Origin of the sequence: Phycicoccus avicenniae (assembly GCF_050496545.1) — a bacterium.
Lineage (GTDB): Bacteria > Actinomycetota > Actinomycetes > Actinomycetales > Dermatophilaceae > Phycicoccus > Phycicoccus avicenniae_A.
Genome location: NZ_JBNVZV010000004.1, coordinates 114,918 through 134,437, shown reverse-complemented (window position 1 = coordinate 134,437; position 19,520 = coordinate 114,918). Strand labels below are relative to the sequence as shown.

Annotated in this window: 18 protein-coding genes; 5 read left to right on the top strand and 13 right to left on the bottom strand. The window is 75.6% G+C overall.

What is annotated here, in order from left to right; translation table 11 throughout:
• Window positions 1-10 precede the first annotated feature (10 nt).
• The 4 genes from ACQZ2A_RS04945 to ACQZ2A_RS04930 all read right to left on the bottom strand — a co-directional run bounded on the left by ACQZ2A_RS04945 (window position 11) and on the right by ACQZ2A_RS04930 (window position 3,304).
• The gene (locus ACQZ2A_RS04945; RefSeq protein WP_430207866.1) at window positions 11-1,657 is read right to left on the bottom strand and encodes a pilus assembly protein TadG-related protein; all 1,647 of its coding nucleotides are present in this window, start codon (window positions 1,655-1,657) and stop codon (window positions 11-13) included.
• A complete protein-coding gene (locus ACQZ2A_RS04940; protein WP_430207864.1) occupies window positions 1,654-2,220 on the bottom strand; it encodes a TadE/TadG family type IV pilus assembly protein in 567 nt (188 codons plus the stop codon). The genes ACQZ2A_RS04945 and ACQZ2A_RS04940 overlap by 4 nt, the downstream gene beginning before the upstream one ends.
• Before the next feature lie 2 nt (window positions 2,221-2,222).
• Window positions 2,223-2,765, bottom strand: a complete 543-nt coding sequence (locus tag ACQZ2A_RS04935) for a TadE/TadG family type IV pilus assembly protein (protein ID WP_430207861.1) — start codon at window positions 2,763-2,765, stop codon at window positions 2,223-2,225.
• Between the two features lie 167 nt (window positions 2,766-2,932).
• Window positions 2,933-3,304, bottom strand: coding sequence for a DUF3499 domain-containing protein (locus ACQZ2A_RS04930; protein WP_430207858.1), 372 nt, complete (start codon window positions 3,302-3,304; stop codon window positions 2,933-2,935).
• Between the two features lie 61 nt (window positions 3,305-3,365).
• On the opposite strand from ACQZ2A_RS04930, the gene ACQZ2A_RS04925 reads away from it, so the two are divergent.
• Window positions 3,366-3,782, top strand: coding sequence for a metallopeptidase family protein (locus ACQZ2A_RS04925; protein ID WP_430207855.1), 417 nt, complete (start codon window positions 3,366-3,368; stop codon window positions 3,780-3,782).
• A gap of 16 nt (window positions 3,783-3,798) precedes the next feature.
• Here the strand turns inward: ACQZ2A_RS04925 and ACQZ2A_RS04920 are convergent, their stop codons facing one another.
• Genes ACQZ2A_RS04920 through ACQZ2A_RS04910 form a run of 3 tightly spaced genes read right to left on the bottom strand, consistent with a single transcriptional unit; the run spans window position 3,799 to window position 8,670 of the window.
• Window positions 3,799-5,274 (bottom strand): DUF5719 family protein, encoded by a 1,476-nt coding sequence (locus ACQZ2A_RS04920; RefSeq protein WP_430207852.1) that lies wholly within the window; start codon window positions 5,272-5,274, stop codon window positions 3,799-3,801.
• Window positions 5,271-8,390, bottom strand: a complete 3,120-nt coding sequence (locus ACQZ2A_RS04915) for a hypothetical protein (RefSeq protein WP_430207849.1) — start codon at window positions 8,388-8,390, stop codon at window positions 5,271-5,273. The genes ACQZ2A_RS04920 and ACQZ2A_RS04915 overlap by 4 nt, the downstream gene beginning before the upstream one ends.
• A 31-nt stretch (window positions 8,391-8,421) precedes the next feature.
• A complete protein-coding gene (locus ACQZ2A_RS04910; RefSeq protein WP_204131598.1) occupies window positions 8,422-8,670 on the bottom strand; it encodes a WhiB family transcriptional regulator in 249 nt (82 codons plus the stop codon).
• A gap of 226 nt (window positions 8,671-8,896) precedes the next feature.
• Here ACQZ2A_RS04910 and cofD point away from each other — a divergent pair, with 226 nt between their 5' ends.
• The 3 genes from cofD to ACQZ2A_RS04895 all read left to right on the top strand — a co-directional run bounded on the left by cofD (window position 8,897) and on the right by ACQZ2A_RS04895 (window position 11,764).
• Window positions 8,897-9,874: a 2-phospho-L-lactate transferase gene (cofD, locus tag ACQZ2A_RS04905; protein ID WP_430207847.1), complete on the top strand. Its 978-nt coding sequence runs from the start codon at window positions 8,897-8,899 to the stop codon at window positions 9,872-9,874.
• On the top strand, window positions 9,871-10,932 hold the full coding sequence (locus ACQZ2A_RS04900) for a coenzyme F420-0:L-glutamate ligase (RefSeq protein WP_430207844.1): 1,062 nt from the start codon (window positions 9,871-9,873) through the stop codon (window positions 10,930-10,932). Before cofD ends, ACQZ2A_RS04900 begins: the two co-directional genes overlap by 4 nt.
• Window positions 10,933-11,095: 163 nt before the next feature.
• Entirely contained in the window at window positions 11,096-11,764 is a 669-nt protein-coding gene (locus ACQZ2A_RS04895; protein WP_430207841.1) for a hemerythrin domain-containing protein, read from the top strand.
• 19 nt (window positions 11,765-11,783) lie between these two features.
• On the opposite strand, the gene ACQZ2A_RS04890 is transcribed toward ACQZ2A_RS04895, so the two are convergent.
• The 6 genes from ACQZ2A_RS04890 to ACQZ2A_RS04865 all read right to left on the bottom strand — a co-directional run bounded on the left by ACQZ2A_RS04890 (window position 11,784) and on the right by ACQZ2A_RS04865 (window position 18,559).
• Window positions 11,784-12,719, bottom strand: a complete 936-nt coding sequence (locus ACQZ2A_RS04890; RefSeq protein WP_430207839.1) for a DNA-3-methyladenine glycosylase family protein — start codon at window positions 12,717-12,719, stop codon at window positions 11,784-11,786.
• Entirely contained in the window at window positions 12,719-13,525 is an 807-nt protein-coding gene (locus ACQZ2A_RS04885) for a methyltransferase domain-containing protein (protein ID WP_430207836.1), read from the bottom strand. Before ACQZ2A_RS04885 ends, ACQZ2A_RS04890 begins: the two co-directional genes overlap by 1 nt.
• Window positions 13,522-14,457 (bottom strand): lysylphosphatidylglycerol synthase domain-containing protein, encoded by a 936-nt coding sequence (locus tag ACQZ2A_RS04880; protein ID WP_430207833.1) that lies wholly within the window; start codon window positions 14,455-14,457, stop codon window positions 13,522-13,524. The genes ACQZ2A_RS04885 and ACQZ2A_RS04880 overlap by 4 nt, the downstream gene beginning before the upstream one ends.
• A gap of 10 nt (window positions 14,458-14,467) precedes the next feature.
• Window positions 14,468-16,351, bottom strand: a complete 1,884-nt coding sequence (locus ACQZ2A_RS04875; protein ID WP_430207830.1) for a glycosyltransferase — start codon at window positions 16,349-16,351, stop codon at window positions 14,468-14,470.
• Complete coding sequence (locus tag ACQZ2A_RS04870) at window positions 16,344-17,417, bottom strand: glycosyltransferase family 2 protein (protein ID WP_430207827.1); 1,074 nt, start codon at window positions 17,415-17,417, stop codon at window positions 16,344-16,346. Before ACQZ2A_RS04870 ends, ACQZ2A_RS04875 begins: the two co-directional genes overlap by 8 nt.
• Before the next feature lie 155 nt (window positions 17,418-17,572).
• Complete coding sequence (locus ACQZ2A_RS04865) at window positions 17,573-18,559, bottom strand: DNA topoisomerase IB (protein WP_430207824.1); 987 nt, start codon at window positions 18,557-18,559, stop codon at window positions 17,573-17,575.
• A 154-nt stretch (window positions 18,560-18,713) separates the two neighbouring features.
• On the opposite strand from ACQZ2A_RS04865, the gene ACQZ2A_RS04860 reads away from it, so the two are divergent.
• Window positions 18,714-19,511 (top strand): inositol monophosphatase family protein, encoded by a 798-nt coding sequence (locus ACQZ2A_RS04860; protein ID WP_430207821.1) that lies wholly within the window; start codon window positions 18,714-18,716, stop codon window positions 19,509-19,511.
• Window positions 19,512-19,520: the final 9 nt, after the last annotated feature.

Sequence of the window (19,520 nt, the reverse complement as noted above, 5' to 3'; positions counted from 1 at the left end):
GTCTCCGAGGTCACTCGACGAGGCGGATCGGGTCGCCGTCCAGGGTCGCGCTCCACGACGTGGTGTCGGTGGGGTTCGAGCCCGTGCCGTAGTTGAACTCCAGGCGCACCCAGCACCCCGTCGGCGAGGAGTCGGTGCACGAGTACGTCGACGGGATCGGGACGGTGATGGTCTGCCATCGCCCGTCGAAGGTGCTGCTCACGGGCACCCTGCAGTTGGTCAGCGCCCCGTTCACACGCCCCTTGCCGACGCACCCGGAGAAGTTGCCACCGGTCTCGGTGGGGGGCACGACACGCACGTAGCTGGTGCCGCTCGCCGCGCCGTCGCCGATGTCGAAGAGGTTGACGTTGAAGAACTGGCCGCTGGAGTTGGTGGGGATGCGGGCCAGGTAGAAGGTGGTGATGCTGCTCGGGGTGTTGGCGAAGAGCGCCATCTTGCTGAAGCCCGCGACGGCGATGTTGTCCTTGTCCCCGCCGCTGCTGCCGTAGGCCCGCAGCGAGAACCGGTTGTGACCGCCCTGGCTGCCGTTGCCCAGCCCGTTGGTCTGCACCTGGACGGCGTACGTCCCGGCCGGCGTCGTCCCGGGCTTGGTGCAGAGGTTGACCCACTGGCGGAAGTTCTGCGCGACGTCCGGGCGGCTCGTGTAGGCCGCCGTCGTCTTGTCGAGGACGGTCGAGAGGTCCCCGTTGTAGGGCTGGAAGGTCTTTGGCGCACAGGTGCCGGACATCTCCGGCCACGCGGCCGGCTCCCACGGGTTCGTGCCCGGCGAACGCACCGTGAACTTCACCTTCGCGAGTCCGCTGCCGCTGAACGAGGAGTCGCCGGTGCACCAGTCGCCGGCGCCGACCTGGTAGCGGACCGACGGGTTGGACACGACGGTCTTCGAGGCCGGGAGGGCCGCGGCAGCCGCGAGCTTGTTCGTCGTGGTGCTCGTGCAGGTGGCGCCGGTGACGACCTCCGCCGGGTCGAAGGCCTCGATCGTGAGGTTGTTGACCGCCTGCCGCAGGGTGACGGTGTAGATGTAGCCGTCGTCGTCGTAGTCGTTGTTGTTCCCACTCGTGCAGCCGTCGGAGGTGCTGCTCGAGCAGGCGTCGTTCTGGAAGGCGTCTCCCTGGACCTTGTCGACGGCCTCGCTGCCGACCATGGCGAAGAAGTTGCCGGCAGCAGAGCAGTTGCTGCTGATGTTCGACCCGGGGTCCGGGTCGTCACCGAACCGGTTGCACGGGCTGCCGAGCGGCACCGGACCGGCGAACTCGGCGATGGCGTGCCGGGAGACGGTCGTCGTCGGGGTGCCGAGGAGGCCACCCAGGATGTTCGGCACGGTGCTGCTGATGTCGACCCGCAGCCGGGTCGAGCCGCCGGCCAGCGACGGGGCGACGATCGTGTTCGCACCGCTCGTGAAGTCGTTGGCGGTGGCGTACTTCCGGGCCTCGTTGTAGGCCGCCGTCCGGTCGTCCGGCAGCTTCGTGACACCGGCCAGGGCGGCGGCGTCCGCGGCGCGCTGGGCCCGCTGACCCTCGAGGTACCAGTGACCCACGTCGACGGCGAAGGCGGAGAAGCCGAGGAGCACGATGAGCAGCAGGCCCGAGGCGACGGCCACGTAGCCGCGCTCGTCGCGCCGCTGCGAGCGGCGGCGGGGCAGGTGCGGGCGCCTCATGGCTTGCACGTCTGGGTCTGGGGCTTGGGCTCGAACCGCAGCACGGCGTTCTCCTCGATGGTGATCGAGCTGAAGACGAACTTGGTGAAGGCGGTGTGACGCACCTTCATGTACACACCGACGCGGTCGGGGGCCGTCGTGGCCGTCTGCGCGCAGGCGTTCTGGTCGACGGCGTTCCAGTTCGAGTACGTCGGCGCGAACTTGGTCCCGTTCCAGGTGAACTTGACGCAGGTCGTGCAGCTGGCGAACTTGGTGATATTGGTGTTGCCGGCCGGCCAGACGTCCGTCGGGTTGGCCTTGTAGACCCACAGCTCCTGGACCTGGCCGCGGTTGAAGACCGTCCCCTCCGCCGCGACGCTGTCGGCGGCGTCCTGGGCGTAGGTGCTCATGCGGGGCTCGGCCGAGGCGGTGCGCACCCCGGCGCGGACCGCGCTGGAGACCGACAGGTAGTCCTTGAAGAACATGCCGAACTCGATGATGCCGACGATTAGCAGGATGAACATCGGCGTGACGAGGGCCGCCTCGACGGCCACGGCTCCGCGCTCCCGGCGGCGGGTTCCCATGCTCACACGCCCACGCAGGTCTGGGTCGACGGGATCTGCTCGAGCCGCATGGCGACGTCCTCGGTGATGACCTGGTTGTTGGCGAACATGACCGGCGCCTTGTTCGTGTACTTGACGAGCACCCCGACGGTGTCGATCGTCGTCCCCGAGCAGGCGTTGCGCAGGGTCCACACGCCGGTCCCGGCGTTGACCGTGCCGGGCGCGGTCACGGTGAACTTGACGCACCCCACGACCCCGCAGGAGGTCGGGACGTAGAGGGTGTTCGTCGCGGTGTTCGCCTTGTAGACCCAGATCTCGGTGATCCGCGTCCAGTCGAGGTCGGTCATGGCGGATGCGGCCTGGGTGGCGGTCACCTTCGCGAAGTTCGCGTTGAGCGGGTCGGCGGAGCCCATCCGCGCCCCGGCCCGCGCGCCGGAGGAGACCGAGAAGGTGTTCTTGAAGAAGATCGAGACGTCGATGACGCCGGCGAGGATGAAGAACAGGAACATGAACGTCAGCGCGGCCTCGAGGGCCACGGCACCCCGCTCGTCACGGCGGGCTCCCACGGCACGACGGCCGAGGGGACGCGGACGCAGCCGGTGCACGACGAACCTCTTTCCCTGCGCGAGATCTGGGCGGAACCGACGCTAGGGCGCGCCCATTCGGCGCGGGAGGGGTCGCAGGGGTGGATCGTCCGAACGGCCGACGAGGTCGGTCCGTGTGGGTGGGCCGCTCAGGCCTCGGCGCTGCCCCGCAGGACGCGCAGGTGCCCCCGGCGGGCGACCTCACCGGTGACCGGCGGCTCGGCCTGGGGCACGGCGGCGGCCGGCCGCGGGCGCCCGGCCTCACGGACGGCGTCGGCGAGCGCCAGCAGGTCGTCGGAGGAGGGCTCGGGCTCGGGGTACTCCGTGGCCAGGCGCAGGACGTCCCACCCGCGGGGGGCCGTGAGTCGCGTCGCGTGCTCGGCACACAGGTCGTAGGTGTGCGGCTCGGCGTACGTGGCGAGCGGGCCGAGGACCGCCGCGCGGTCGGAGTACGCGTACGTGAGCGTCGCGACCGCCGGCTGGCGGCAGCCGGTCTTCGTGCACTTCCGCGACAGGTTCACGCCAGAGACTCTAGGCGGCGGCTGCGACATCCCCCGGCAGGCACGCCGTAGCATCGCCGGGGTGACCGCCCGCCGCCGCGACCGCCACGGCCGGGGCCATCGCGGACCCCTCGCCTGGCCCACCGTCCCGTCGATGACGACCCGCCGCCAACGCTTCGACGACCTCGTCCTCGACGCCGCCGACCGGATGCGGCCGCACCTCGGGACCCGGTACGCGGGAACGGAGTTCGCCGTCCAGGACGTGCCCCCCACCGATCCCGCGCCGTGGGAGGAGCAGGTGGCGCCGCTCGGGCGGCTGCTGCGGGCGGGCGCCGAGCGGACCGACCGCGTCGTCGTCTACCGCCGGCCGGTGGAGGCGCGCGCGCACGACGAGCAGGACCTTGCCGACATCGTGCGCGAGGTCGTCACCGAGCAGGTGGCGGCGCTCCTCGGCGTGCCGCCGCGCGAGCTCGACCCCGACGCCGACCCGGACGCCTGACCACCCGGGCCGGGAGTCAGGGCAGGGGGAAGGCCCGGCTGACCGGCGAGGTGACGGCCACCGGCTCGAGCGGCACGACGGACAGCAGGAGGTTCGCGCCGGTGCCGGCCGTCGAGACGAGGCCGCCGCGCAGGCTGCCGGAGCCGCCGGTGCGCTCGACCCAGACCGCCGAGGCGCCGGCGAGGTCGACGTCGACGGCACGGTCGGCGAGCAGGCTGACCGAGCGGGCACGCTCGTCGCCGCCGACGACGAGCGTCACCTCGGCCGTCGAGGCGCCGCCGGTGCTCACGAGGCGCAGCACGCGGCTCACACCGCTCGTGGCGGGGAGCGCGGCGCCGCCGACGGAGGCGATCGAGGGAGCCGAGACGGCCCATCCGATGTCCCCCGGCGCCCTGCCCGCGCCGACCTCGGTCAGCACCCCGGCGACGACGGGTGTGTCGGACCGGACGACGACGGAGTAGGCACCCGCGGGGAGCTTCGGGAGCGCCAGCTCGGCCACGCCCTGGGCGCCGGCCGTCACGACGGTGTCGGCCGAGGTGGTGACCGGCCCGTCGCGGCCGATGACGGTGACGCTGGCGACGGCCTCCTCGTCGGTGGGCGAGACGACCCGCAGCGTCGCCTTCCCGGGGCCGACGACGGCGGCCGGGACGACCTGGACGGTCGAGGCGGCGTCCGCCGGGACCACGGTCTCGACACCGCGGGGCGTGCTGCCGTCGATCCAGCTGTCGGTGAGGGTGGCGTGCAGCCCACCACCGGTGGCGACGACGTGCACCGCCGGGGCGCCCTCCTCCCCCGCGACGGCGTCGAGGAGGACGGTGACGCGCCCACCCGGGGAGACGGTCTCGGTCCGCGGCTCGGCCACCGGTCCGGTGGCCCCGTGGACGGTGACCTCGGCGGTGACCGGGTTGCCGCCCGGGTTGACGAGGACGAGCCGCTCCTGGCGGCCCGCGCCGGCACCGCCGCCGAGCAGCCACAGGTCGGACCCCGCCGCGAGGCACGGCGTGGTGACCAGGCCGCGCCGGTCGGAGCGGGTGGCAGCCCACTCCTGCATCCCGACGACCGCGGGCGCGAGGGAGCCGGTGGCCCGCAGCGCGACCGGGCCCGAGCGCGGGAGGCTCGCTGCCGCGGCGTCGGGGCGAGCGGTGAGCCGGTCGAGGCGCACCGAGCCGGCGGTCAGCTGGGCGGCACCCCTGCCGCCGGCCGGCACCGGCAGGAGCGAGTCGGGGCCCGCGGCGGCCGCCACGCGGCCCCCGACACCGACGTCGTCGATGCCCGCGACACCGCTGAGCTCGTTGCCGGGGCACATCGTGTCGATGCTCGTGGCGAGCGCCGTGGGCGCCACCGGCGCCTCGCGCATCCCGCTGGCCGCGGCGAGGTCGAGGGTGGCCCCGTGCGTGGTGGCGAGCCAGACGAGGCCCGCCGCCGCGCCGGCGCCGAGGACGACACGGGTCGCGGCCGGCACGGCCGGGTGCAGGCGGGACAGGGCGCTCATCGGGTCACCATCCGGGTCTCGCGGCGGCCGAACGGGATGGCCAGGAAGCCGAGCACGGCCAGGGCCAGCAGCTGCCCGAGGTGCCACCAGCGCTGCGGGTCGGTGAGGGTGACGGTGAGCTCACCGCGCCCCGGCGGCAGCTCGTAGGTGGGCGAGGCGGCACCGGCGACCGGCTGGAGCACCCGCCGGTCGACCTCGACCACGGCGTGCTCGGCCCAGCCCGGGGGCTCGGCGACGACGAGCCGGGCGCCCTCGGGGGCGTCGACACCGGTGGAGGTGGCGCCGTGCATCCCCGTGGTGACGACCAGCCGGGTCTCGCCGGCGGCGGTCTCCATCCGCAGGCGTGGCGGCGCGACGAGCGACTCGGAGCTCTTGCCGGTGGGGCTCAGCCGCCACAGCTGCCAGCCGTCGCGGGGTGAGATGCGCTGGAGGCCGTCGGTGGCGTCGAGGCGGCGGACCACCTCGGGGACCTGCTCGCCGCGCACGGCGAGGAGGTCGGCGGCGCCGGCTCCGACGAGCTGCTCGCTCCCGGGGACCGCACCGAGCAGGCCGGTGACGTCGCCGGACACCGCGGTGTCGGCGGCCGTGGCCGACGGCAGCGCGCGCACGAGGCGGGCGTCCTCGCGGCCGACGAAGCGGTATGCCGCGCCGCGCTCGCCGGGGACGACGAAGAGCGCGCGGGTGGCGAAGGCCCCGGCGGACTGGTCGACGGCGACGGCGGGTCGCGGGTCGCGCCAGGGCGCCAGCGAGGTGCCCAGGGTGGCGAGGACGACGCCCCCGACGACGGCGAGCACGGCGGCCACGGCGGCGCCGGCGACGAGCCGTGGCAGGACGGCCGCCCGGCCGCGGAGGCCGGCCACGGGCAGGGCGTCGAGGCCGTGGGCGAGGGCCAGGACGAGGACGAGGACGACCGGCAGGAGCATCGTGCCGGCCCACGGCGTGATGGCCTCGCCCGCACGGTCGCTGCCCGACGGGACGGTGCCCAGCCGCAGGCGGGGGGCCGCCAGCGCGAGCGCGAGGAGCACCGGGAGGAGCAGGGCGAGCGCGGCGGGGGCGCCGCGCCAGGACCGGCCGCGGACGAGCCCGAGGACCCCGGCGACGACCAGCGGGACCGCGGTCCACACGAGCGGGGCACCCGCGCCGCCGGCGTCGAGGAGCGCCAGGCGCCAGGCGGCCGGCGCCTCCCCGCCCCACTGCGCGAGGCCGGTGCCGGCGACGACGGCCGGCCACGACGCGGCACCGGCAGCCAGCACCCAGGGGGCGAGGACGGCGGTCGGCACGAGCGCGGCGACGAGGGCGTGCACCCGGACCCGGCTGCGGACGAGCGCGAGGACGAGGGCGAGGAGGACGACGAGGCCGGCGAGGACCGGCGCGAAGGCCCCGAGCAGCGTGGCGCCCAGGGCGGTGGCGAAGGCGCTCGTGGCGGTGGAGCGCCGGGTGGCCACGAGCCACAGGCCGGCGGCGGCACCCGGGAGCAGGACGAGCGCGACGACCGCCCCGAGCCGGCCCTGGGCGACGGCGGCGGCGGCCGGGCCGGAGCAGGCCCAGGCGACGGCGCCGAGCGTGCGGACCCAGCGCCGCGTCGCGACCACGCGCAGGGCGAGGTAGGCGGAGGCGGCGGCGGCCGGCATCGCGAGGAGCACCAGCAGCGCGACGACCGCGCCGCCCGGCGACACCGGGGCGGGGACGAGGGGCAGGTGGTCGAGGACCCAGGCCGGGGCCGCGAGCAGGGCGCTCGCCGGGCCGGACTGCTCCGGACCGCCGAGCCCGCCGCCGGACCAGCCGTCGCGCCAGGCGTGCCACAGCCCGGCCGGGGTGGCACGCGCACCGACGAGCTCGCCGCCGACCAGGCCGTTGCCGAGCCCGGTGACGACGCCGAGGCCCAGCGAGCGGCCGGCCGCGACGGTGGCGGCCAGCGCGACGAGCACCGCGACCACGCCGGGGTGCCGCACGACCTTGACGACCCACGAGCGCGGGTTGAGGTCGGCGGCCTCGTCGCCGATCGGCGCCTGCGGCGGGACGAGCGCGTGGTGGACGGAGTCGCCCCACGACGTGAGCACGGCCCGGCGCGGCTCGAAGACGGCCCGCAGGTCGCGGCGGCGCACCTGCGGGCGATGCCGGGTGCGCCAGCGTGAGCGCCAGCCGCGGACGGGGTCGAGGGAGGTGAGCGAGGCGACCTCGGCCCACGCGGCCCGGGGACGCTTGAGGAGCAGCAGCCCGAGCGCCGCCAGCACCGAGCTGACCGCCACCCAGAGCGCGAGGAAGGGCGTGGACCACCAGGGGGCGCGGGCCATCGCGACGCGGCGGGCCGCGCGGCGGCGGGCGCCGGTGGTGGCCGTGGCGACGGCGACCCCGGCGCGCGAGCGCACCCGTGAGCCGGGGACGACGACGACGCGCCGGCCGCTGGACTGGGCCCGCCAGCCGAGGTCGAGGTCGGCGCCGACGTCGCCGAAGCCGGCCTCCCAGCCGCGCAGGCCGACGAGGAGCTCACGCTCGACGAGGGAGCCGGCGAAGGGGACGGCGAGGACGTCGCTCGTGGTGTCGTACTGGCCCTGGTCGGGCTCGCCCGGCTGGGGGCGGGACAGCAGGCGACCACCACGGGTCGTGCGGATGCTCACCGCACGCAGCCGGTGCGGCGCGTCGGCGTCGACGTGCTTGGGGCCGACCACGCCGGTGGAGGGCGAGCGGCGCCAGGCATCGACCAGCCGGACGAGGGCGGAGGGCTCGGGGTGGGTGCCGACGGGCAGGAACCACAGGAGGGTGGGGGCGCCGGCGGCCGGCTCGTGGTCGAGGACGGCGCGGTAGGCGGCGCGCCGGGCGGCCCAGCGCGGGTCGGTGGGGACCACCGTGACCGCGAGGTCGCGCGCGCCGGAGGCGAGGACGTCGGCGAGCGAGCGGCCGGCGTCGGGGTCGCCCTCGGGGAGGGCGGCGCCCGCGGTGCGGTCGAGGACGAGGACCTCGTCCGGGCGCAGGGTCTGGGCGTGCAGCGCCTCGAGGACCTCCCGGACACCGCCGGGGTCGCGGTGGGTCACGACCAGGGCCGTGACGACGGGAGGCGCCGCGCCGGAGGAGGAGGCCGGGGCGGTGTCGGAGGGGCGCGGCGGGGCCAGCGTCATGAGGTTGCGGTCGGCAGGGGGACCCCCTGCGTCAGACCGCGCGCTTCTTCAGCTTGCGACGCTCGCGCTCGGACAGCCCGCCCCAGATGCCGAAGCGCTCGTCGTTGGCGAGGGCGTACTCGAGGCACTCGGAGCGGACCTCGCACCCGACGCAGACCTTCTTGGCCTCGCGGGTGGAGCCCCCCTTCTCCGGGAAGAACGCCTCGGGGTCGGTCTGCGCGCAGAGCGAGCGCTCCTGCCACGACAGCGCCCCCTCCTCGGGCTCGACGTTCCCGAGCATCCCCTCGACCAGAAAGAGCTCGTGCATTGGTTCCTCCTCGACCTCGACCCGTGCACACCGGCCGTTCGCTCCGGGGTACATGCATGGAATTACACGCGTGTCATGCCACGCTCGTCAAGCCGTTCGGTGTTATCGGGCGGATTTCTCGCGATCCGGTGCGTGTGGTACGCGAGTGACGCGGGTGCCTGATTCGGTCCGGGGCGGTCCGGCTGGGAGACTGCGACCCATGCGCATCACCGCTCTCGCCGGCGGGGTCGGCGGCGCCCGGTTCGTTCGCGGACTGCGGCACCACCTCGACACCACGCCCGGCCTCGAGGACTCCGAGGTCACCGTCGTCGCGAACACCGGCGACGACATCACGCTCTTCGGGCTGCGCGTCTCCCCCGACGTCGACACCCTCCTCTACACCCTCGGCGGCGGGGTCGAGGAGAGCCAGGGCTGGGGCCGGGAGGACGAGTCGCACGTCGTCCAGTCCGAGCTCGCCGCCTACGGCGCCCTCCCCCAGTGGTTCACCCTCGGCGACCGCGACCTCGGCACGCACGTCGTGCGCTCGCAGTGGCTCGGGCAGGGCGTGCCGCTCTCCGAGGTCACCGCGCGGCTCGCGGCCCGGTGGGGCCTGCCGGAGCGGCGCATCCGCCTGCTGCCGATGACCGACACCCCGGTCGAGACGCACGTCGTCGTCGGGGACGAGGACGGCTCGGAGCGGGCGATCCACTTCCAGGAGTGGTGGGTCCGCCACCAGGCCTCGCTGCCGGCGCGGCGGTTCGTGGTCGCGGGCCTCGACCGCGCGGCGGCCGCGCCCGGGGTGCTCGACGCCATCCGCCAGGCCGATGTCGTGCTCCTGCCGCCGAGCAACCCGGTCGTGTCGATCGGCATCGTCCTCGGGGTGCCGGGGGTGCGGGACGCCCTGCGCGGCACCGCGGCCCCCGTCGTCGGTGTCTCGCCGCTCATCTCCGGCCGGCCGGTGCGCGGCCATGCCGACGCCTGCCTGCGCACGGTCGGTGTCCCGGTGACGGCCGCCGGGGTGGCCGGGCTCTACGAGGACCTCCTCGACGCCTGGCTCGTCGACCCCGCCGACGCCGACACCGTCCTGCCGCGGGCCCGGGTCGAGGCCTTCGACGGCCCGCTGCTGATGACCGACGTGGAGGCGACGGCGCGCATCGCCGAGCACGCGCTGCGCCTGGCCACCGCGGTCACGGCGTGAGCCGGGGGGCGGTCCTCGAGGTCGTCGCCCTTCCGGGGGTGCCCGAGGTCGTCGCCGGGGACGACGTCGCGGGACTGCTGCTCGAGGCGCTCGGGCGGGCCGGGCTCCGGCTCGAGGACGGCGACTGCCTCGTGGTGTCGAGCAAGGTCGTCTCCAAGGCGCTCGGGCTGACCTGGGCCGGTGCGCGCGAGGACGCCGTCGACGCGCACACCCGGCGGGTCGTGGCGGAGCGGGCCGGCGCGACCGGCGGCGTGACGCGGGTGGTCGAGGCGGCGGCCGGGCCGGTGATGGCCGCCGCGGGCGTGGACGCCTCGAACACCGGGCCCTCCGGCGCCGTGCTGCTCCTACCCGAGGACCCGGATGCCGAGGCGGCCCGGCTGCGGGCCGCGCTCGTCGCGGGCGCCGACCTGGGCGCCGACGCCGCGCTCGCCGTCGTCCTCTCCGACACCGCCGGTCGCCCGTGGCGGGCCGGCCAGACCGACTTCGCGCTCGGGGCCTGCGGGCTGGCGGTCCTCGACGACCTGCGCGGTGGCGTCGACCACGACGGACGGGCCCTGGCCGTCACCGCGCGCGCGGTGGCCGACGAGGTCGCCGCCGCGGCCGACCTCGTCAAGGGCAAGGCCGACGGCGTGCCCGCCGCGCTGCTGCGGGGGCTGCCGACCGGATGGTTCGCGCCTGCCGGCGCCGAGGGTGCCCGCTCGCTGGTGCGCACCGGACCCGGCGACTGGTTCGCCGTGGGGCACGTCGAGGCGCTGCGCGGGGCGCTCGGGGTGGCTGCTGGGTCGGCGGACTCGCTGGCGGTGGGCATCCGGTCCGTGGCGCCGGAGCCGCTCGGGGACCGCGTCGCCCGGGTCGTGGCCCTGGCCCTGCACGACGTCGAGGACGGCTCGGCGGACGTGTCCGTCGGTGACGCGGTGGCCGAGCTCGTGCTCGCCGCGCCCGACCCCTACGACGTCGGCCGGCTCGTCGTCCGCGCGCAGGTGGCGGCGGCCTCGGAGGACCTCGTGGCCGAGGTCGTGGCCCGCGGCCCCGCATCGGTCACCCTCCGCCTCACCTGAGTCCGCGCTCGGAGGGCACCCACCGCGGAGGATCCTCCGGGTGATCACCCCGACGATCCTCCGCGGGAGGACGGATTCGGCGTTGCCACGGGCGGCCCGGCGCGGGAGGATGCTCGCCAGGCCGGCGGGCCCTCGCCGTGCCGGACGCAGGGGGGAGCCGACGATGGCCGCACCGACCGACCCGCACCACACGATGAACCACGTCATCCACCGCGCGCTGCGGCGCGACCTGGAGCGGCTCGAGGTGGTCACCCGTGAGCCCCTCGACGACGCCCGCCGTGCGGCGGTGTGCGCGCACGTGACGTGGCTCCTCGACTTCCTGCACCACCACCACGTGTCCGAGGACGAGGGCGTGTGGCCGCTCCTGTTGCGGCGCCGCCCGGACCTCGCGCCGATGGTCGAGGAGATGAACGCCGAGCACGCGGTCCTCGCCGCCGGTTCCGACCGCCTCCGGGCCGCGGCCGCGGAGCACGCGGCCGACGGCTCCGACGCCGCACGCCGGCGCCTCCACGACGCGGTCGTCGGGATGCAGGAGGCCACCCTCCCCCACCTCGAGCACGAGGAGGCCGTGGCGATGGTGCCGCTCGTCGAGTCGCTCTCCCCCAGCGACTGGGACGACCTGAGCCGCAACCACTTCCGCAAGGGCCTGTCCTTCGCCGACTCCGGCACCTCGCTGATGTGGGACCTCGACGACGCCGACGCCGCCACGGCCGCGACGGTCCGCTCGGAGGTGCCGGGGCCCGTGCTGTGGCTCCTCACCCGGCTGTTCGGCGGCCGCTACGACCGTGCCGCCGCCGTGCGGTGGGGGCCGCTGGCCGGCACGCGCGCCTGAGCGGGCGCCGCGACGCGGGTCAGCGGCCGCGGGTCGGTAGGTGGGTCGGCAGGGTCATCCGCGGTCCGCGCCGTGGCCGGTGGTGGCCGCCGAGCTCGAGGAGGCGCTGCACGCGGTACCGGTGCCCGCGCCACGGCTCGAGCAGCGCCTCCAGCGCGTCGTCGTCCTGGGGCGTGCCGGTGAGGGCCCAGGTCATGTCCTTGGCCACGTGGTAGTCGCCGAAGCTCACCTCGTCGGGCAGCCCGAGCGCGCGCTGGGCCACCTCGGCCCACGTCCACCGCCCGATGCCGGGCAGCGCCGTGATGCGGGCGCGCGCGGCGGCGGCGTCCATCGACACGCACTCCTCGAGCCGCCCGGCGTAGCGGACCGCCGCGGCCACCGTGCGCGCGCGCTGCGGGTCGACGCCCGCCTCGAGCCACTCCCACGACGGCACCGCGGCCCACCCGGCCGGCGTCGGGGGAACGACGAGGCGCAGCTCCTCCCCCGGCCCGGGCGCCGGCTCCCCGAAGCGCCGCACCAGGCGCCGGTACCCCGCGAAGGCCTCCTTGCCGGTGACCTTCTGCTCGATGACCGAGGCCACGAGGTTCTGCACGACCAGCCCCGAGCGCGGCACCCGCCACCCCGGCCGCCGCCGCCACTCCTCCGCCACGAGCGGGTGCAGCGAGGCGTCGAACCCGGCGGGGTCGTCCCCCTCCCCCACCAGCGCGGGCACCTGCTCGAGCATCCAGCCCGCCCCGGGGCCCCACGCCCGGGCGCCCACCTCGGCGGAGGCGCCACCGACGACGGTGAGCCGCAGCGTGACCGGGCCGTCGGGGGTGCGCCAGGCGAACCACCAGCCGGCGTCGTCGCGCCGGCTCGTGGGGTCACCGGCGCCGCGGCGGAAGATGCCGACGACGGCCCCGAGCGGCACCGGGCGCGCGGCCCGGACGACCCGCTCGGCCCCCTCCCCGGACATCAGCGCACGTGGCGCGGGGCGACCCGCAGCGCCGGGCCGGCCGGCGTGACGCTCCCCTTGAACGCGGCCCAGACGTAGGTGGGCACGAGCGGCAGGCCGGCGGCCAGCACGCGCTCGGGGACGCGGGCCGTCCAGGCGGGCACGTTGTCGCCGGCGGAGAAGGCGGCGGGGTCGGCGAGCACCGGGAGCGTGTAGTCCCAGACGTCGAACGCGCCGAACAGGCGGCGCAGCCCGCGCGGTGTGTAGTAGTGCTCGTAGTACTGCTCGCCCTTGCCGGTCAGCTGCATGTACCGGTCGGCGGCGCGCTGCGGCAGCCACGACAGGAACGGCAGCCGGTGGTGCGGCTCGATGACCTGCCACCGGTGTCCCACACCGAGGTACAGCAGACCGCCCGGCCGCAGGACGCGGTGGATGTCGGCGACGACGGCCTCGGGGTCGACGACGTGCTCGTAGATGTGGTTGAGCACGACGACGTCGACGGAGCCGTCGTCGAAGGGGAGGTCCTCGCCGCGCGCGAGCCGGAAGTCGACGCGCTCGCCGAAGCGGGCCCGCGCCTTCTCCAGGCCAGGCTCGTCGATGTCCACGCCGGTGGTGGTGGCGCCCGCCAGGGCCAGCTCGTCGGCGATGAACCCCGCCGAGCAGCCGACGTCGACGGCGACGAGCCCCTCGAGCGACTCCACCCCGAGGGCGTGCCGGACGACGGCGATCAGCTTGGCCGCCTTCTGGCGCCGCGCCTGCTCGTCGAGCATCTTGGCCATCGACTCCGAGTAGGCGAGCTGCTCCTCGCGCTCCGGTCGCTCGCTCATCCCTGGGATCCTAGGAGGTGGTGCCGACGTCCCCACGACCAGGCCGCGCCCGCGCACAGCAGGTCGGCGACGATCGCGAGGAACCGGGCGACGACGACGACCGCGGTCGCCGCACCGACCGGCATGAAGGTCACGAGCACGAGCCCCAGCACGCCGTCGCGCACGCCGACGCCGGCGGGCACGAGGACGGACAGCTGGCCGACGGCCGAGGCGAGGGCGAAGCCGCAGACCACCCCGACGAGCAGGTCGGCGGTGGACGCGTCCGGCGCCAGGGCCAGGACGAGCACCGCCACCCCGAGCCCGGCGACCACCCAGGCCCCGGCGAACCACAGGCAGGTGAGGAGGATGGCCCGCCCGCTCAGCGCGTGCTCGAGCGGCTCGCGCCGCAGGATGCGCAGCCCGAGCGCGAGCAGGGCGTTGAGCAGGCGCGGCCAGAGCAGCACGCCGCCGAGCAGGGCGGCGCCGACGAGCACCCACAGTGTGACGGGAGACCCGCCGCGCGCCAGCAGCCGCGGCAGCGCGACGACCCCGACGAGGCTGCCGACGAGGATGGCCAGCAGGATCGAGAGCAGCCCGGTGACCGCCATCCGGCGGCGCGGCACGCTCAGCCGCGCGCCCATCTCGGCCTGGGCGAGGACGGTCCACACCGACCCGGGCACGTACTTGCCGAGCTGCCCGACGAGGAAGATGCTCGCCGCCGGGGCCGCCGGCAGCCGGGTGCCGAGGTCGGCGAGCAGCACCCGCCACCCGAACAGCGTCGCCACCGGGGCCGCGGTGGTGAGGACCAGGGCCAGCAGGAGGGCCGGCCAGCTGATCCGCCCGAGCTCGCGGGAGACCTCGTCCCAGTTGCGGGCCAGCGCCCACGCCACGGCCGCCAGCACGAGCACGAGCAGCCCGTAGCGGACGCCGACGAGGAGGCGGGAGCGGGTCATCGGCGGCCCGTCACCGGCGCCGGAAGGTGAGTCGCAGGACGGCGTACGCGGGAGAGCCGTTGTCGCCGAACGCGATCCGGGCGTCCCGCATCCGACCGAGGACGTCGCCGTCGACGTCGCCCACGAGCGTCAGCCCGAGGTCGTCGGCGCGGGCGAGGATGCCGCGCACGTCGGCGGGACGGACCGCGAACTCGGGGTCGTCGTCGCCGATGGGCACGGTGAGCAGCAGCAGGCCGCCGGAGCGCAGCGCCCACGACGCCTGACCGACGACGACGTCGACGTCGGTGGCCGTGCACCCGCCGGGGTGCAGCCGGGCCACGACGTCGAGGCTCGCGGTGTCGACGTCGAGCACCTCGACCGCCGCCCGGGGACCGGTGAGCTCGAGCTCCACCGGCGCGAAGCCGAGGGCCCGCGCCCAGCGGGAGAAGGGGCTGGCCGAGCCGGACTCGTCGACGACCACGGCCGTGCGCGAGCGGTCGTCGAGGACGCGCACGAGGGCCGACACGGCGCCGAGCGCGGCCCAGGCGGCCACCGGGTCCTTGGCGCGCGGCAGGCCGAGCGCGCGGGCCACGTCGGCGGCCTCGACGGCCTCGGCGTCCACGGTCAGCAGGTCGGTGGCGCGCAGGCCGTCCGGCAGGTCGGCGGGCCCGAGGTCGAGGACCGGCCCGCGGCGAGCCCGCCACACGGCGGCCACCGAGCGCACGCGCGCGACGGGGTTCATAGGGACGACGGGTGCGGGCTCGTCGTCGTCGAGCACGCCCGATGGTCCGGCGGCCAGCGCCTCGAGGGCGCCGACGTAGTTGGCCCACGGCCCCGAGAGGTCGGGCTCGCGGACCTCGGCGGCCAGCGCCGCGGCCGCACCGGGCTCGGCGAGCCGCCGCAGCGCCCCCACGAGCGCGTCGCGGTCCGAGGGCGGGACGAGCAGCCCGTCGACGCCGTCGCGGACCTGGCCGGGGAAGGTCCCGACCGCGGTGGCCAGCACCGGCACGCCGTGGCGCCGGGCGAGGAGGACGTTCTGCGAGGCGGTGGCGGCGCGGTACGGCAGCGCGACGACGTCGTGGCGGGCCATCAGCCCGGCGATGCGGTCGGCCGGCACGTAGCCGCCGTGCACCTCGACGCGGTCGCGCAGCCGGGGGTCGGCCGCCAGCTCGCGGACGCGGCGGCCGGCATCGCCCCACAGCTCGCCGGCGACGGTGAGCGTGGGCCCGTCGACCTCGCGCAGCGCCTCGAGGAGCAGGTCGACGCCCTTGTAGTCGCGCACGATGCCGAGCGCGAGCAGCCGGACCGGACCGTCGTGCGCCGGGCGCTCCTCGCGCGGGCCACCGGGCAGGTGCGGCGGCAGGTCGACCTCGCGGACGCGCGAGGCGCCGAGGTCGGCGGCGACCCGGGCCTGCTCGTCGGAGTGGACGACGACCGCGTCGGCGCGCCGCAGCAGCGCCCCGACGAGCTGCCGGTCACCGGGGTTGGCCTCGTGGGGCAGGACGTTGTGGGCGATGACGACGGCCCGCGGACCGCGCCCTCCCCCACCGGCGCCGGCCGCCCGCAGCAGCGCGAGGTGCGCGGGGACGACGGCGGGCACGACGTGGACGAGCACGACGACGTCGACGTCACGCAGCCGGCGGCCGACCCGCACCCACGTGTCCGGGCGGGCCCAGGAGAGGACGCGCAGGGTGCGCGGGAAGGGGTCGACGTCGGGGGCGCCGCCCGGTACGGCCTGCTCGCCCGGGTAGAGGAACGAGGGGTAGAGGTGGCTCCACGACACGAGCGTCACGTCGTGCCCGGCCTCGGTGAGCTCGTGCGCCAGCGTGGTCGTGTGCGCCGCGACGCCGCCCTTGAACGGGTGCGTGGGGCCGACGAGCGCGACCTTCAGCGCCGCGCCCGACACCTCAGACACCGTCGCGCGAGCGCACGACGAGGTCCGAGAGCAGCGCGAGGGAGCCGATCATGATGCCGCTGACGACGAGGAGCACCGTGCTGGCCGGGAAGTAGAACGGGTGGCGCACCATGTCGACGACCGCCTTGACGACTCCGATGCCGACCAGCCACAGGGCCGGCGGCATGAGCACCTTGAGCGGGTCGAAGTACATGACCATCCGCAGCACCTGGAGGATGTAGCGGTACGCGTCGTTGACGAAGTGGAACTTGCTGACGCCGGCGCGCTTGGCGTAGCTCGTCTCGACGTACTTGATGTCGTGCTGGTTCGAGAGGAACGCGATGGTGATCGTCGTGACGCACGAGAACCCGGCCGGCAGGAGGCGCAGGTAGGGCAGCGAGACGTCGCGGCGGAAGGCGCGCAGGCCCGAGTTGAGGTCGGGGATGCGGGTCTTGGTCAGCCACTCGGCGATCTTGCGGATCAGCCACTTCGCCGGGACGCGGGCCCACTTGTGCGTGCCCTCCTCGGTGGTGCGGGCGCCGACGACCTGGTCGTAGGTGGGGTCGTCGCGCAGGACCCGCACGAGCTCGGGGATGCGCTCGTTCTCGTAGGTCATGTCGGCGTCGGTCCACACGACGATCTCGCCGCGCGCCTGCTGGGTCCCGATGCGGCGGGCGGTGCCGGAGCCGCCGTTGCGCCGGAACGGCAGGACCCGGATGTGCGGGTAGCGGGCCTGGGCGCCGCGGAGCACCTCGAGGGTGTCGTCGGTGCTGGCGTCGTCGATGCACAGGATCTCGTAGGTGAGCTCGGACTCCTCGAGCACCCGCGAGCAGCGGTCGATCTCCTCGAGGACGTGCGCGCCCTCGTTGTAGCAGGGCAGGACGACGGTGACGTAGGGGGCGGGGCCGGGGCCGTCGGGGCCGTCCTCGATGACGTAGCCGCCGCTCGTGCGGGGGCGGACCGTGCCGCCGGTGGAGGGGTCCGCGCCGCGGCCGGCGAGCTCGCCGGTGCGCACGTCGATCTGCTCGGTGGGGGCCGCGTGGAGGGCGTCGTGGTCGGCCGCCGGGGCCTGCGGGTGCTCAGTCATATCGCCCGCGAGCCTACCGGCGCGGCGGCGCTGCCCCGTCCGCGACCGGCGGACGACACGGTCGCCGCGTCACCCGCCGGATCCCGCACGGCAACGCGTCGCCCGGATGCTCCGTGTCGTCGGCCGGCAACGAGGACCGGGGGCGCCCCCGCCCCTCAGGCGCGGTCGATGAGCCGCGCCACCGCCTTCTCGATGGCCGCCTGGCGCTTGCTGTCCTCGCGGTACCGCGTGCGCAGCGTGGCCGCGATGGTCACGCCGTCCTCGTACTGCTCGATGACCCGGGGGTCGATGTAGGACTTCCGGGCGATCGTCGGGGTGTTGCCGAGGTAGGCCGAGACCTCCTCGACCGCCGCCTTGACCGCCCGCTTCTGCGACGCCGCGGTGTCGCCCTTCTCCGGGGACTCCGCGAGCGCCACGGCGGCCAGCACCGTCGCGTGCCAGGTCCGGAAGTCCTTGGCGGTGAGGTCCTCGGCGATCATCTGCGAGATGTACTCGTTGACGGCCGCGGCCTGCAGGTCGGCCCACCTCGCCTCGCCGCGGTAGGCGAGCAGCCGGGTCGAGCCACCGCGCCGTCGGCGCATGTAGTTGAGGGACTCGATGACCTGCGGGTCGCTGACGGTGATCGAGTGCTCGATGCCGGACTTCCCGACGAACGAGAACACCAGGTCGGTGCCGACGCGGCGCACGTGCCGCCGCTCGAGGGTGGTCAGGCCGAAGGACCCGTTGGCGTCGGTGTAGGCGTCGGACCCGATGCGGAAGTACCCGAGGTCGAGCAGCCGGGTCGCGGTGGCGGCCGCCCGCGCCAGCGGCATCCCCTCGGCGGCGAGGTCGTCGATGATCCGCTCGCGGGCCTTGGCCAGCCGCGTGCCGGCGGCCTTGACCCGGTCGAACTTCAGCTCGTCGCGCTTGGCCCGCCAGTCCGGGTGGTAGAGGTACTGGCGCCGGCCGGCGGCATCGGTGCCGATGGCCTGGATGTGCCCGTTGGCGTGGGGACAGATCCAGACGTCCTGCCACGCGGGCGGGATGGCGAGCGAGCGGATGCGCTCGACCTCGGCCTTCGGCAGGGCCTCGCCCCCGGCGTCCCGGTACGAGAAGCCCTTGCCGGCCCGCTTGCGCGTCCACCCCGCCGACCGCGGGGACACCCGCCGCAACCTCGCCATGGCGCGACCCTACCCATCGGACGCACGCGCCAACCGGCAGGTGAGCGGCTCGGCGGCAGGCGGCCCGGCTCGACACCGGACCGGTTCGCGCGTCGGCGTTTTGGTCGGCCCGCGCACGGTGTGGAACCGTGGGCCCATGCCCGGCCTCTCGACCGACGCCGTCGCCGACCTCCTGCGCGAGGTCGCCGCCGAGGTCATCACCCCCCGGTTCCGCTCGCTCGCCGACGGCGAGGTGATGGAGAAGAACCCCGGCGACCTCGTCACCGTCGCCGACCGCGAGGCCGAGGTCGTCATCACCCGGCGACTCACCGAGGCCTACCCGGACGCCGTCGTCCTCGGCGAGGAGGCCTACGCGGCCGACCACACGCTGATGGACCGCTACCTCGCGGCCGGGCACGCCTTCACCGTCGACCCCGTCGACGGCACGAAGAACTTCGTCCACGGCTCCCCCGACCACGCGGTCATGGTCGCCGAGACCGTCGACGGCGAGACGGTCCGCGCCTGGATCCACCAGCCCGAGCACGGCCGGACCTGGGTGGCGGAGAAGGGGTCCGGCACGTGGCGCGATGGCGAGCGGATGCGCACGACACCCGTCGCCGAGGACCGCGAGCCGGTCGGCGTCACGTCGATGTGGGCGCTGCGCGACCACGCGCTCGAGGGCCTGCCCGCGATGCGCCTGTCGTGGGTCTGCTGCGGCGTCGACTACCCGAAGCTCATCGAGGGCGAGGCCGACTACATCGTCTACTCGCGCTCCAACCCGTGGGACCACGCGCCGGGCACGCTCCTCGTCACCGAGGCCGGCGGCGCGGTCGCGCACCCCGACGGGTCCGCCTACGGCCCGCGCTCGCTGCGCCCGGGCCTCGTCGTCGCGGTCGACGCGCACCTCTGCGGCGCCGTGCGGCGGCGCGCGCAGGACGCCTTCGCCCGGCTCTGAGCCGTCGGG

What these genes read in the sequence shown, in the direction of transcription:
- ACQZ2A_RS04940 (WP_430207864.1), bottom strand. Translation starts at nt 2,220, where the DNA reads ATGGGAACCCGCCGCCGGGAGCGCGGAGCCGTGGCCGTCGAGGCGGCC.
- ACQZ2A_RS04890 (WP_430207839.1), bottom strand. Translation starts at nt 12,719, where the DNA reads ATGTCCGGGGAGGGGGCCGAGCGGGTCGTCCGGGCCGCGCGCCCGGTG.
- ACQZ2A_RS04870 (WP_430207827.1), bottom strand. Translation starts at nt 17,417, where the DNA reads ATGACTGAGCACCCGCAGGCCCCGGCGGCCGACCACGACGCCCTCCAC.
- ACQZ2A_RS04895 (WP_430207841.1), top strand. Translation starts at nt 11,096, where the DNA reads ATGGCCGCACCGACCGACCCGCACCACACGATGAACCACGTCATCCAC.
- ACQZ2A_RS04910 (WP_204131598.1), bottom strand. Translation starts at nt 8,670, where the DNA reads ATGCTCGGGAACGTCGAGCCCGAGGAGGGGGCGCTGTCGTGGCAGGAG.
- ACQZ2A_RS04945 (WP_430207866.1), bottom strand. Translation starts at nt 1,657, where the DNA reads ATGAGGCGCCCGCACCTGCCCCGCCGCCGCTCGCAGCGGCGCGACGAG.
- ACQZ2A_RS04915 (WP_430207849.1), bottom strand. Translation starts at nt 8,390, where the DNA reads ATGACGCTGGCCCCGCCGCGCCCCTCCGACACCGCCCCGGCCTCCTCC.
- cofD (WP_430207847.1), top strand. Translation starts at nt 8,897, where the DNA reads ATGCGCATCACCGCTCTCGCCGGCGGGGTCGGCGGCGCCCGGTTCGTT.
- ACQZ2A_RS04880 (WP_430207833.1), bottom strand. Translation starts at nt 14,457, where the DNA reads ATGACCCGCTCCCGCCTCCTCGTCGGCGTCCGCTACGGGCTGCTCGTG.
- ACQZ2A_RS04885 (WP_430207836.1), bottom strand. Translation starts at nt 13,525, where the DNA reads ATGAGCGAGCGACCGGAGCGCGAGGAGCAGCTCGCCTACTCGGAGTCG.
- ACQZ2A_RS04860 (WP_430207821.1), top strand. Translation starts at nt 18,714, where the DNA reads ATGCCCGGCCTCTCGACCGACGCCGTCGCCGACCTCCTGCGCGAGGTC.
- ACQZ2A_RS04920 (WP_430207852.1), bottom strand. Translation starts at nt 5,274, where the DNA reads ATGAGCGCCCTGTCCCGCCTGCACCCGGCCGTGCCGGCCGCGACCCGT.